Origin of the sequence: Campylobacter ornithocola, from assembly GCF_013201605.1 — a bacterium.
Lineage (GTDB): Bacteria > Campylobacterota > Campylobacteria > Campylobacterales > Campylobacteraceae > Campylobacter_D > Campylobacter_D ornithocola.
Window position 1 is genome coordinate 91,039 of sequence record NZ_CP053848.1, and the last position, 13,131, is coordinate 104,169.

The following is a 13,131-nucleotide window of genomic DNA, read 5'->3' on the forward strand; positions in this document are numbered from 1 at the left end:
TTACTTTATAAAAATATAAAAACAAAAACTCAATCAAATTATAAAAAATATGATTTTTAGCTAAAAAATCAACTACTTATGCTAATATAATCTTTTTTATCAATCAAGGATTAAAAATGCAAGAAAATTCAAGATTACGCATAGCTATACAAAAATCAGGTCGTTTAAGTAAAGATTCTATTGCCTTGCTTGAGTCTATAGGCGTAAAACTTCGCATACACGATCAAAGTTTGATTGCTTTTTCTACCAATTTACCTATTGATCTGCTTAGGGTAAGAGATGATGATATACCAGGATTAATTTTTGATGGAGTAGTAGATCTTGGCATAGTTGGAGAAAATGTTTTAGAAGAAAATGAACTAGAAAGAAAATCAAAAAACGAAAATGCAGATTTTATAATGCTTAAAAAGCTTGATTTTGGTGGGTGTCGTTTGTCTTTGGCATTACCAGAAAAGTGTGAATATAAAGGTATAGAAAGTTTTAAAAATTTACGTATAGCAACTTCTTATCCACAGCTTTTAAAACGTTTTATGGAAGAAAATAACATTCCCTATAAAACTTGTATGCTAACAGGTTCGGTTGAAGTGGCACCAAGTGCAAATTTAGCTGATGGAATTTGTGATTTAGTTTCAAGTGGAGCTACTTTAAAAGCAAATGGACTTAAAGAAGTTATGGTAATTTATAAATCTAAAGCTTGTATTATTCAAAGAAAAGAAAGTTTGGTTTTACATAAACAAGAATTAATTGATAAATTGCTCATTAGGATTAATGGAGTTATGCAAGCAAGAGAATCAAAATACATTATGCTACATGCTCCTATTGAAAAACTAGAAAAAATCACAGCTTTATTGCCAGGTGTTGAAAAACCTACGATTTTACCTTTAGAAAATGATAAAGCTAGAGTGGCACTCCATATGGTAAGTCAAGAAAATTTATTTTGGGAAACTATGGAAGCTTTGAAAAAAGAAGGTGCAAGTGCGATTTTAGTTTTGCCTATCGAAAAAATGCTATCTTAAGGATAAAAAATGCAAATACTTGATTTTGAAAAACTAAACAAAAACGAACAAGAACTAACACTAAAACGCCCTGCTATGAGTGCTAATACACAGGTTAAAACTATAGTAGAGCAAATCATTGAAGATGTTAAAATAAATGGCGATGAAGCCTTAAGACAAATGGCTGTAAAATTTGATAAAGTGGAGTTAGATTCTATTAAGCTAAGTGATGAAGAACTTCAAAATTTAGCAGAGCAAATTGATGATGAGTTAAAACAAGCTATCAAGATAGCGTATGAAAATATCTATAGATTTCATAAAGCCCAAGAGAGTGAAATTATAGAAGTACAAACATTTGAAGGAGTAACTTGTAAAGTACTAACAAGAGCTATTGAAAAAGTAGGACTTTATATACCAGGGGGATTGGCACCACTTTTTTCAACTGCACTAATGCTAGCTATCCCAGCTAAAATAGCAAAATGTAAATTTATAGCCTTAGCTTCTCCAGCTCCATTACACCCTGCTATTGCTTTTGTAGCAAAACTTTGTGAAGTCGATGCAGTGTATCAAATAGGTGGAGCAGGAGCCATAGCAGCACTAGCTTATGGAACACAAAGCGTGCAAAAAGTAGATAAAATTTTTGGCCCAGGAAATGCCTTTGTAACAGAAGCTAAAAAGCAAGTTAATAATCACGGGGTAGCTATTGATATGCAAGCAGGACCTTCAGAAGTACTTGTTTTAGCAGATGAGTTTGCTAATGCCAAATTTATAGCTTCAGACTTACTCTCGCAAGCTGAACATGGAGCAGATTCTCAAGCTATTTTAGTTTGTACAAGTGAAAAACTAGCCAAAGAAGTAGATAGAGAAGTTGCTTTACAGCTTGAAAAACTCTCGCGTAAAGAAATCGCTTCAAAATCCTTAGTGCATTCTAAAATTATTCTTGCAAAAGATATAAAACATGCTATAAGTATTTCAAATGACTATGCGCCAGAGCATTTGATCATTCATACACAAAATCCATCTAACTTGCTTGATGATATTATGCACGCAGGTTCAGTATTTTTAGGCGAGTATTCTCCAGAATCTATGGGAGATTATGCAAGCGGAACAAATCATGTATTGCCAACTTATGGTTTTACTAAGTCTTATTCTTCTTTGGGACTTGCTGATTTTATGAAAAGAATGACCGTACAAGAACTTAGTAAAGAAGGCTTTAAAAAACTCGGACCTGTGGTGGAAATTTTAGCAGCAGCTGAAGGGCTTGATGGACATAAAAATGCTGTAAGTTTGAGATTAGAAAGTCTAAAATGAGTACAAAAATTTTATTTATCGATAGAGATGGTACGCTTATTGATGAGCCAAAAGATGATTTTCAAATTGATTCTTTAGAAAAGCTCGAGTTTGAAAAAGGTGCTATCAATGCACTTTTAAAGTTAAAAAATTTTGGTTTTAAATTCGTTATGGTGAGTAATCAAGATGGTCTAGGTACAAATTCTTTCCCTAAGGAAAATTTTGACAAGGCTCATGAAAAAATGCTAAGTATTTTTCAAAGTTGTGGCATAGAATTTGAAGATATTTTTATTTGCCCACATTTTGAGTATGAAAATTGTGCTTGTAGAAAACCAAAAACCGCTATGCTTGAAAACTATATTAATAACAAACTTTATGATAAAAATAAAAGCTTTGTTATAGGCGATAGAGATAGTGATATGCTTTTGGCACAAAATCTTGAAATTCAAGGTTTAAAATATGATAAAAATGACTTTAACTGGGAGCAAATCGCTGATTTTATTTTGCAAAATTACCGCTGTGCTTTTATTGAACGCAATACCAAAGAAACTCAAATTCAAGTTAAAATAGCTTTTAATGAAAAAGCAAAAGCTGATATAAAAACAAATATTGCCTTTTTTGATCATATGTTAGAGCAAATTGCTACGCATGCAAATATATCTTTAGAAATTAAATGCAAAGGGGATTTAGAAGTCGATGAACATCACAGCGTAGAAGATGTAGCACTTGCTTTAGGCGAAGCTATCAAAACAGCACTAGATCAAAAAATAGGCATTGCAAGATATGGCTTTGTTTTGCCTATGGATGAGTGTTTGGCAAGCTGTGCGATTGACTTTTGCAATAGACCGCATTTAGTTTATAAGGCTAAATTTAAAAAAGAAAAGCTTGGAGAATTAAGCACAGAAATGATAGAGCATTTTTTTTACTCACTAAGCTATGCTATGGGGGCAAGTTTGCATTTAAAAGTTAAAGGTAAAAACGATCATCACAAAGCCGAAGGACTTTTTAAAGCCTTTGCAAGAGCTTTAAAGATGGCTATAAAAATAGAAAATGAAAACCTAGCAAGCTCTAAAGGAGTGATATGAAAAATGAACTTAGTTTTGAAAAATTTATAAATAGTTTGCAAGCCACAAATAGACATTTAGATTTTTATGTAGATTGGGAAAAATGCTTAAGAAATAAAAATAAAATTAGCATCTATCTTAATCATTTAAATTTTCTACTAGGAAAAAGCGAAAATGAATTAAGGCAATCTATAGAAGAACTTTTTGAAGAATATCCAAAAGCTTTTAATGTTTTAAATGTATTAATTGCGGTTAGAGATAAAGATAAAAAGGACATTGTTATAAATCAATTTTCAAATTTTGTATCTTTGGAAGGGTATTTTAAAAATTCAGATAGTGTTTATAATTTTATTTGCGAAACAGGCTTGTTAGAAATTTTTTCTACTCATGAGATTAAAAATTTAAATGATTATGTATTCGGAATAGAAGTGGGGCTTGATACTAATGCGAGAAAAAATCGTAGTGGTAAAATAATGGAAATGCAATTAAAAGAAATTTTTACTCCACATTGTTTAAAATTTGAAGAGCAGGTAAATATTAAAAAATTTCCTGAACTTCATAAAGCTTTTGGTGAAGATATAAAAAAATTTGATTTTGTAATTTTTGCTTCTAAAAAAACTTATTTTATAGAATGTAATTTTTATGCAGGTGCGGGAAGTAAATTAAATGAAGTTGCCAGAGCTTATCAAGAACTAGCTCCTAAATTTGATCGGTTTTCTCAATATGAATTTATATGGATAACAGATGGTCAAGGTTGGTTAAAAGCTAAAAATAAACTTGAAGAAGCTTATAAAAAAGTAGAAATTTATAATCTTTCTAATATTAATGATTTTATCTTAAAGGTAAAAAATGTCTAAGTCTATTTTTACAAGTAAAGATAAACTTTTTCAGCTTTATCAAGATGATTGTAATAAATTATTACCTCAATTTGAAAATCAAATTGATCTAATTTTTGCAGATCCCCCTTATTTTTTGTCTAATGATGGCTTGAGTATCCAAAGTGGTAAAATAGTAAGTGTAAATAAGGGGCAATGGGATAAAGGTGATGATATTGAAAAAATAGATGAATTTAACTTAAAATGGCTTTCAAATGCAAAAATAGCACTTAAAGATACTGGAAGTATTTTAATAAGCGGAACTTATCATAATATTTTTTCTCTTGGCAGAATTTTACAAAAACTTGATTTTAAAATTTTAAATATTATTACTTGGCAAAAAACTAATCCACCGCCTAATTTTTCCTGTAGATACTTAACTCATTCTACAGAACAAATTATATGGGCTAGAAAAAGTCTTAAACATAAACATATATTTAATTATGAGTTGATGAAAAAATTAAATGAAAATAAGCAAATGCGAGATGTGTGGCAATTTAGCGCTATAGCTCCGTGGGAAAAAAATAATGGCAAACACCCCACCCAAAAGCCACTACCTTTACTTGTTAGATTAATTTTAATGGCAAGTAATGAAAATTCGTTAATTTGCGATCCATTTAGTGGAAGTTCGACTACAGGGATTGCAGCTAATTTATTAAATAGAAAATTTATAGGTTTTGAAAAAGAAGATGATTTTATTAAAATTTCTGTAAATCGTAAAATAGAGTTAGAGAAAAATTTTCAAATGATTAAAAACAAGATTAACGACTTGAAAGTTTTAACAAAAGCAAATTTATTTCAAGAGAGAATGATATGAAACTAGCCATTATAGATACAGGTTGTGCAAATTTAGCTTCTTTGAAATTTGCCCTTGATCGTTTAGGACAAAAAAGCATTATCACGCACGATTTAAAAGAACTCTCACAAGCAGATAAGCTTTTACTCCCTGGAGTTGGTACAGCAGCTAAGGCAATGAGTAATTTAAGAGTGTTAAATTTAGAAAATTTTATCCAAACTACCACAAAACCACTTTTGGGTATTTGTCTTGGTATGCAAATTCTAGGTGAATTTTCAGAAGAATTACACCAAAAAACACTCGGTATTGTGTCTTTTGAAACTCAAAAATTTCAAGAAAAAGTAAATTTTACTTTCCCGCATATGGGGTGGAATCAAGTCTTTAGCTCACATGAACTTTTTAAGGGTTTAAACGGAGCTTATTTTTATTTTGTGCATAGTTATTGTGTGAGTTTAAATGAATACACTATCGCAGAGTGTGAATACTCTATTAAATTTAGTGCAAGCGTAAATAAAGACAATTTTTATGGCGTGCAGTTTCACCCTGAAAGAAGTGGCGAAGCAGGCGAAGTATTATTAAAAAATTTCATAAATATGTAGGTAAAAATGCAAACTCAAATCATTCCAGCATTAGACTTAATCGATGGCAAGGTGGTAAGACTTTTTAAAGGTGATTATGCTAAAAAGCAAGAATACAGCTTCGATCCTTTAGCTAAATTTCAAGAGTATGGGGCTCAAGGTGTAGCTTGGCTTCACTTGGTAGATTTAAGTGGTGCAAAAGATCCTAGTAAAAGACAACTTAAACTCATAGAAAAATTAGCTTCTAAAATCAAAGTAAATTTACAAGTAGGTGGAGGAATTCGAACTAAAGATGAGATTAAAGCTTTATTTGATAGTGGTGTTAAACGCGTAGTTATAGGCTCTTTAGCGGTTAAAAATAAAGCCTTTACACAAGAAATTTTAGATGATTTTGGTGTAGAAAATATAGTCTTAGCACTTGATAGTGTTTGCATTAAAGGCGAGTTTTTTGTAGCTATTGATGCATGGAGTAAAACAAGTGATGAAAGTTTGTTTGAACTTTTAAATTTTTATAAAGATATAAAGCATATTTTATGCACAGATATTTCTAAAGATGGTACGATGAGTGGAGCAAATATCACTTTATATAAAGTTTTACATGAAAAATTCCCACATTTGCAAACTCAAGCAAGTGGAGGCGTTGCAAGTTTAGAAGATTTTAAAAAGTTAAATGGCATAGTAAGTGGTATCATCGTGGGTAAAGCCTTGCTTGATGGAGAATTTAGCATAAAGGAAGCAGTAAAGTGTCTAGTAAAATAACTTATAAAGAATTGATTTTAGAAGTTTTAAAACATACTAAAAAACCTTTAGGAGTGAGTGAAATTTGGCAAGAAGCTTGCAAAAAGGGTTTAGATAAAAAACTCACTAGTATAGGACAAACACCCATAGCTACTTTAGGTGCTATAGTTTATATAGACATAAAAGAATTGCAAGATAGTTCTTTGTTTGTTAAAGTTTCTCAAAAACCTACTACATTTTGGCTAAGAGAAAGACAAAATGAGCTTTTAAATATTGATTTTTCAAATCAAACTGAAAAAGAGCTAGAAAAACAAGAAAAAAACAAATTTCATGAAAGGGATTTACATCCTTTACTTGTAAAATATTTATATGAAAATTCTGATTTTAGATTAAATTGCAAAACAATCTACCATGAAAAAAGCAAAAAAAGTGAAAGTGGCAAAGATAAATGGAATTATCCTGATGTAGTAGGGGTGTATTTTCCATATGATGATTATCAAAAAGAAACCTTAGGACTTTTGGAAAATCTTAAACAAAATAGCTATAAGATTTTTTCTTTTGAGCTTAAAATAGGTATTAATTTTTCAAATTTAAAAGAATATTATTTTCAAGCTGTTAGTAATTCTAGCTGGGCAAATGAAGGTTATTTGGTAGTATTAAAAGAAATCGATAGCGAGGTTTTAAGTGAACTTAGAAGGCTTAATCAAAGTTTTGGTATAGGCGTGATCAAGCTTGATAGCAAAGATATTTTAAACTCAAAAATTCTTCTTAGTGCAAGAGAAAGAGAGTTAGATATACAAACCATAGATATGCTTATAGATAAAAATGAAAATTTTAAAGAATTTATAGATGATATAAATAAACAAATAAAAGTAGGCGTAGAGGCTAAAATTCATGCAAAATTTGATGAGGTTAAGAGTGATGAACAAATGCAAAAACACCTTAAAGAAAAATGTATTTTGGAGAAATAAATGCTCGCAAAACGTATAATCGCATGTTTGGATGTAAAAGATGGTAGAGTAGTTAAAGGTGTGCAGTTTAAAAATCATGAAGATATGGGCGATATCGTAGAACTTGCTAAGTTTTACTCACAAAATGGCATTGACGAACTTGTATTTTATGATATATCAGCTTCAGCTAAAAATGAACGCATTGATAGAGCTTGGGTAAGTAAAGTAGCACAAAATATCTCTATACCATTTTGCGTTGCAGGGGGTATAAAAAGCGAAGATGATGCAAAAGAGCTTTTAGCAAATGGTGCTGATAAAATTTCTATTAATTCTCCTGCTTTAAATGACCCTGATTTAATCTCACGCCTTGCAAAAAGCTTTGGAGTGCAGTGTGTGGTAGTAGGCATAGATACTTTTAAAGATGAAAATAACGAGCTTTTAGTATATAAATACACTGGAGATGAGAGTAAATCTCATCATAGTGGCAAAAAAACGCTTGAGTGGGTAAAGCAAGTATGTGAACTAGGAGCTGGGGAAATAGTGCTAAATATGATGAATCAAGATGGCATGAGAAAGGGTTATGATCTTGATCAACTCGCTAAGGTTAGAAAGATTTGCCCAGTGCCTTTGGTAGCAAGTGGTGGAGCAGGGGCTAAAGAGCATTTTTTAGATGCTTTTAAACTCGGAGTTGATGGGGCTTTAGCAGCTTCAATTTTTCATAAAAAACTTATAGATATTAAAGAATTAAAACTATTTTTAAAAGATCAAGGCATACAAATTCGCATTTAAAAGGAAAGTTATGAATATAAATGAAGAAGAATTTATAAAAAGCATAAACTGGCAAAAGGTTAATAATCTTATTCCTGTTATCATTCAAGATTATCAAACCTGTGAAGTCTTAATGCAAGGTTTTATGAATGAAGAGGCATTAAGAGAAAGTTTTAAGCACCAAAAGGTTGTATTTTACTCACGCACAAAAGAGCGTTTATGGATGAAGGGTGAAGAAAGTAAGAATTTTTTACATATTATAGATATGGGGCTTGATTGTGATAAAGATTGTATTTTGATTTTAGTTAAACCAAGCGGAGCTACTTGTCATAGTGGTGATATTTCTTGTTTTGAACAAACTTCTAAAAGGGCTGATTTTGTGTTTTTATCAAGACTTGAAAAACTCATCTACTCAAGAAAAAATTCTACTCCAAATTCTTCTTATACAGCCGAACTTTTTTCAAAAGGCACTAAACGCATAGCACAAAAAGTAGGTGAAGAAGGTGTAGAAACTGCTTTAGCTGCTACGGTAAAAGACAAAGATGAACTAATTTGCGAAGCAGCTGATTTGCTTTATCATTTAGATGTTTTACTTGCTGATGCGAATTTGAGTTTAAACGATGTGATTGCAAAATTAAAAGAAAGAAATAAAAGTTAAGTGCAAGAAACCCTGCACTTAATTAAGCAATATTTTGAAAAGATTCACTAGCTATATCGAGTAATTTTAAAAAAACTTTACACTTTAAAGACTTAGTATGCATTTTAATAACAAATTGTTATGAAAATTACATACATTAATATTTGACTAAAAGATTGATTTTTCCATTATTTTACTTAAAAACTTACTTGTAATTGTGTATTCAAAAAGTTATATATTTTGTTATATTTTTGGAACACTTATTGCTTTGCTTTTGCTAAGCAATAGAAGATTGTGAAGTATTCACAAAGCAATATTTTTTAAAGGATTTAATTATGATGAGATCTCTTTGGGCTGGAGTTTCAGGACTTCAAGCACATCAATACGCAATGGATGTAGAAGGTAACAACATAGCCAATGTTAATACATTTGGTTTTAAGTATTCTCGTGCGGATTTCTCAACACTTATGAGCCAAACTTCTAAAATAGCTACTGCACCAGATGGTGATTTAGGTGGTAAAAACCCTATGCAAGTTGGGCTTGGTGCAGGTGTAAATTCTACCACAAGAATTCACTCACAAGGTAATATCCAAACCACAGATAAAAACACAGACTTAGCGATCAATGGTGATGGATTTTTCATCGTATCAAATGATGGTGGTGTAACACAATTTTACACTCGTGCAGGAGATTTTAAAACAGACGCGGTAGGAAATTTCGTAGATAATAATGGCTATACCGTTCAAGGTTGGAACTACAACCAAGAAACAGGTCAGATTGACTCATCTAAATCAGTAGAAGATATAGTTATACCACCAGGTATGAGTATGCCAGCTAGACCAAGCTCTATAGTAAAACTTACAGCAAATCTTGATAGTGGTAATACTCTAGGTTCAAATGCTTCAGCTAAAAGACCTATCTATGCTCTTGATTCTACTCATGGTAGAAGAGATGATACAGGAACAGCTATAGATGAAAATGATACAGGTCACACTGAATTTTACACTACTTCTAAAACCGGAGCTCAAGTAACCGAAAAAGGTGTAGATATGGGCGTAGTGTTTAACGCTAAGGGCGAAGGTTTAAATTTAAGAGAAGGTCAAGGTATATGGGTGAGTTATGCTGATGCAAAACATACTTCAAATATCGCTATGAGCCCAGATTTACCTACAGAACAGGCACAAATGCAAGATAATACTCAATATACTTTTTGGGGTTTCAAAGATGCAAATGGAGATTCACATCCAGCAAAATTAAATATTACTATCAATGGGGTGAATATACAAGCTGAAGGTGTAGGAAGGGATACTTTTTTAAATGCTATCAATGCAAAAACAGCTGAAACGGGTGTGGTAGCTTCTATAGTAGATGGTAAAATCACTTTTACTAATGATAATAGCACAGGAACAACTTCTAAATCAAAAAATTTAAATATACAAATTCATGCAGATACCACAGCAGGTGCTCAAGTTGAAACAAGAGCTAATGCAAGTACAGGTGATGTAGCCACTCCGCCTCTTTTAACAGCAAATGGAACAGCTGATAGGGCATGGCTTGGGACAGATGATGGGCAACCAAATGGTGCAGCTAAGATGAATGTTCAGGTTGTAACGGCCCATGAGTATATTTATAGTAAAAATGGTGTAGATATAGGGGCTAATCCAAATCCAACTAATAATCCACCTCAAAATATGCCAACTATGAATGGACAAAGAGTTTTTCATACTACTGAAGACTTAAGAGAGCTTTTGCAAAGAGATGCGAGATGGGGTGTAGATTATGATGGAGATGGAACTTTAGAAGGTGCACAAAATAATGGTGGTTTTGGTGATGATGCTAATCCTTTAGTAGAAGTAGTGGTTGAAAGTGATGGTAGATTTAAAATTACTAATCCTAAAGGAGATAATTCTAAAGATATGACCTTTAAAGTTACAGGTTATTCTAATGAAACTAATAAAATCGCCACTAATGATAAATTCACAGCGATGTTTAGTGCTTTAGATGGAAATTTCAATGCAGGAAATAATGAGAAGTATTCTCAAGATATGTATTTATCAGCTCATACTGCAAGTATAGAAATTTTTGACTCATTAGGAAGCAGACATGAGCTAACAGTGCAATTTACCAAACAAACTAAAACAGCAGATGGTGGTGCTGAATGGTCTATCATCATCTCAGTACCTGAGCCTGCAGAGATTAATTTTAGCGGAGATGGTGCACCAGGAAATATAGTAGTAGGAAATTTAAGATTTGGTAATGATGGTTCGCTTCAAAGTTATACGCCAAATGTATTAAATTTTACAGGAAATAATGGTTCAAAACCTGATCAAGTAGTAAAACTTGACTTTGGAACAACTGGAGCTTTTGATGGTTTAACAAGCTATGATAAAGATTCAGCTACTACTAAACAAGAAACAGATGGTTACACAGGGGGTAACTTAAAGCCAGATGCATTAAGAACTGATGAGAATGGTTATATTTATGGAGAATTTACTAATGGTAAAACTCTAGCTTTAGCTAAAGTTGCCCTAGCATCTTTCCCAAATAACATGGGTCTTGAAGAAATAGGAAATAATCTTTTCAAAGCCACTGCAAATTCAGGAAATGCAACCATAGGCCATGCTGGTGAAGGTGGTAGAGGGGGCTTGAAATCTTCGGCAATAGAAATGTCGAACGTGGATTTAAGTCGTGCTTTAACTGAACTTATCGTAATACAAAGGGGTTATCAAGCTAACTCAAAAACAATTACAACAAGCGATCAGCTTTTAAATACTTTACTTCAATTAAAACAATAATTCTAACCCAAGGCTTAAGCCTTGGGATCAAGCTTTACAAGGTTATCGAGGTAGCCTTGTAATACTTGATAGCCTTGAAGCCTTCAATCTATTGCTAACTCACTTCTTTTTTGCCTAAGGAGTGAGTAGCATGATTTGCATATCGACAAGTTAAAATAAAAATTTATAAACTCACTTTAAAATCATTACTAATTAGTTTTAATCTTTAAAATATTTAAGAAAAAATAACAAATGTCATCAAAGTATAAAGTTTTTCAAAAAAGGTGCGATATAGCCAGTGAATCTTTTCAAAAATATTGCTTAATTAAGTGCGAGAAATCGCACTTAACTTTCTTTTTATTTTTCCAAATTTTCTTTTATTGATTAAACTTAGATAAAAAACAGCTCCTAAAAAAGTACAAATACCTAAAATACTTGCTAAAAGTATAGGAGTGTTTGCATTTAAAAGACTAACTAAAAATGCCATGAAACCAGCCATTGCAAACTGAGCTGCACCTAAAAGTGCTGAAGCGCTACCTGCGTTTTGTTTTGATCTTGCCATAGCCAAAGTAGTGGTGTTTGGCAGAATAAAACCTAAACTTGCAATGATAAAAAACAAAGGAAGCTCAAAAGCTAAAAATCCAAGCTCAAAAGTTGCTCCAAGTATCAATAAACAAGCTAAAAAAGCCACGCTAATAAAAGCTCTAGGTAAAATATAATAAGGCGAATACCTAAGAGCTAATCTTGCATTAATATTTGCAAAAACTACAAAACCTAAAGCATTAATGCCAAAAAGCATAGCATATTGTTGTTCACTAAGCTCAAAAACGCGTGTAAAAACAAAAGATGAGCCTGTTAAATAAGCAAAAAACCCTGCAAATATTAAATTCCCACAAAATAAATACACTACAAAACGGCGATCTTTTAAAATCTTTTTGTAACTTTTTGCAACTTCTTTGTGATTAAATTTTTTACCTTCTGTGTTATGGTTACTTTCTTTTAAAGCAAAAATAACAAGTAAAAATAAAATAAAACCTAAGATAAATAATGTCAAAAATATACTACGCCACGAAAAAAATTCAAGTAAAATCCCTCCAAAGGTAGGCGAGAGCATAGGAGCTAAGGAGGTAAAAACCATCATTAATGCATAAATTCCTGCTGCTTCTTTAAGTTCAAAGACATCATTTACTATAGCTCTTGCTACTACAACACCCACACAACCTCCTAAGGCTTCAAAAAAACGCAAAGCTATAAAAGCATGTATAGAATCAACTAAAACACAAGCTATACTTGAAGAAACAAAAATAAAAATCCCAATATATAAAGGTTTTTTTCTACCATATACATCACTTAGTGGTCCATAAAAAAGCTGCCCTAAAGAAAAAGCTATAAAAAAGCTTGCAAGGGAAAGTTGAGTATAGAAAGAATTTGTTTGAAAACTTTTTTCTACTTCATTTAAAGCAGGTAAATACATATCAGTTGAAAGTGGTGCAATAGATGATAAAAATGCCAGTATGATAATGAGTTTTAATTTTTCAAAACCTTTAATTTGTGTGCGTTTTTGCATGAAAATTCCTAAAGTATTTTTGCTATTGTATAGCAAAATGTCTAAAATAAATAATAATTTACATTTTTTAAAGGCAAATAAGATAAAATTAAACTAAAA

Annotated in this window: 12 protein-coding genes; 11 read left to right on the plus strand and 1 reads right to left on the minus strand. The window is 31.7% G+C overall.

Annotation, left to right across the window (positions count from 1 at the left end):
• Positions 1-116 precede the first annotated feature (116 nt).
• From hisG to flgE, 11 genes are all read left to right on the plus strand, one after another.
• Complete coding sequence (hisG, locus tag CORN_RS00505) at positions 117-1,016, plus strand: ATP phosphoribosyltransferase (protein WP_066007759.1); 900 nt, start codon at positions 117-119, stop codon at positions 1,014-1,016.
• A 9-nt stretch (positions 1,017-1,025) separates the two neighbouring features.
• On the plus strand, positions 1,026-2,306 hold the full coding sequence (gene hisD, locus CORN_RS00510; protein WP_066007764.1) for a histidinol dehydrogenase: 1,281 nt from the start codon (positions 1,026-1,028) through the stop codon (positions 2,304-2,306).
• Positions 2,303-3,370: a bifunctional histidinol-phosphatase/imidazoleglycerol-phosphate dehydratase HisB gene (gene hisB, locus CORN_RS00515; protein WP_066007766.1), complete on the plus strand. Its 1,068-nt coding sequence runs from the start codon at positions 2,303-2,305 to the stop codon at positions 3,368-3,370. Before hisD ends, hisB begins: the two co-directional genes overlap by 4 nt.
• Positions 3,367-4,206, plus strand: coding sequence for a type II restriction endonuclease (locus tag CORN_RS00520; protein WP_066007768.1), 840 nt, complete (start codon positions 3,367-3,369; stop codon positions 4,204-4,206). The genes hisB and CORN_RS00520 overlap by 4 nt, the downstream gene beginning before the upstream one ends.
• Positions 4,199-5,041, plus strand: coding sequence for a DNA-methyltransferase (locus CORN_RS00525; RefSeq protein ID WP_066007770.1), 843 nt, complete (start codon positions 4,199-4,201; stop codon positions 5,039-5,041). The genes CORN_RS00520 and CORN_RS00525 overlap by 8 nt, the downstream gene beginning before the upstream one ends.
• A complete protein-coding gene (hisH, locus tag CORN_RS00530) occupies positions 5,038-5,619 on the plus strand; it encodes an imidazole glycerol phosphate synthase subunit HisH (RefSeq protein ID WP_066007772.1) in 582 nt (193 codons plus the stop codon). Before CORN_RS00525 ends, hisH begins: the two co-directional genes overlap by 4 nt.
• Before the next feature lie 6 nt (positions 5,620-5,625).
• Positions 5,626-6,357, plus strand: coding sequence for a 1-(5-phosphoribosyl)-5-[(5-phosphoribosylamino)methylideneamino] imidazole-4-carboxamide isomerase (locus CORN_RS00535; protein ID WP_066007774.1), 732 nt, complete (start codon positions 5,626-5,628; stop codon positions 6,355-6,357).
• Positions 6,342-7,307, plus strand: a complete 966-nt coding sequence (locus CORN_RS00540; protein WP_066007776.1) for an HTH domain-containing protein — start codon at positions 6,342-6,344, stop codon at positions 7,305-7,307. Before CORN_RS00535 ends, CORN_RS00540 begins: the two co-directional genes overlap by 16 nt.
• Positions 7,308-8,075, plus strand: coding sequence for an imidazole glycerol phosphate synthase subunit HisF (gene hisF / locus CORN_RS00545; RefSeq protein ID WP_066007778.1), 768 nt, complete (start codon positions 7,308-7,310; stop codon positions 8,073-8,075).
• Between the two features lie 10 nt (positions 8,076-8,085).
• Positions 8,086-8,712, plus strand: coding sequence for a bifunctional phosphoribosyl-AMP cyclohydrolase/phosphoribosyl-ATP diphosphatase HisIE (gene hisIE / locus CORN_RS00550; protein WP_066007780.1), 627 nt, complete (start codon positions 8,086-8,088; stop codon positions 8,710-8,712).
• A gap of 314 nt (positions 8,713-9,026) precedes the next feature.
• Entirely contained in the window at positions 9,027-11,486 is a 2,460-nt protein-coding gene (flgE, locus tag CORN_RS00555) for a flagellar hook protein FlgE (RefSeq protein ID WP_066007781.1), read from the plus strand.
• Between the two features lie 304 nt (positions 11,487-11,790).
• On the opposite strand, the gene CORN_RS00560 is transcribed toward flgE, so the two are convergent.
• Positions 11,791-13,032, minus strand: a complete 1,242-nt coding sequence (locus CORN_RS00560) for a multidrug effflux MFS transporter (protein WP_066007782.1) — start codon at positions 13,030-13,032, stop codon at positions 11,791-11,793.
• Between the last annotated feature and the right edge of the window lie 99 nt (positions 13,033-13,131).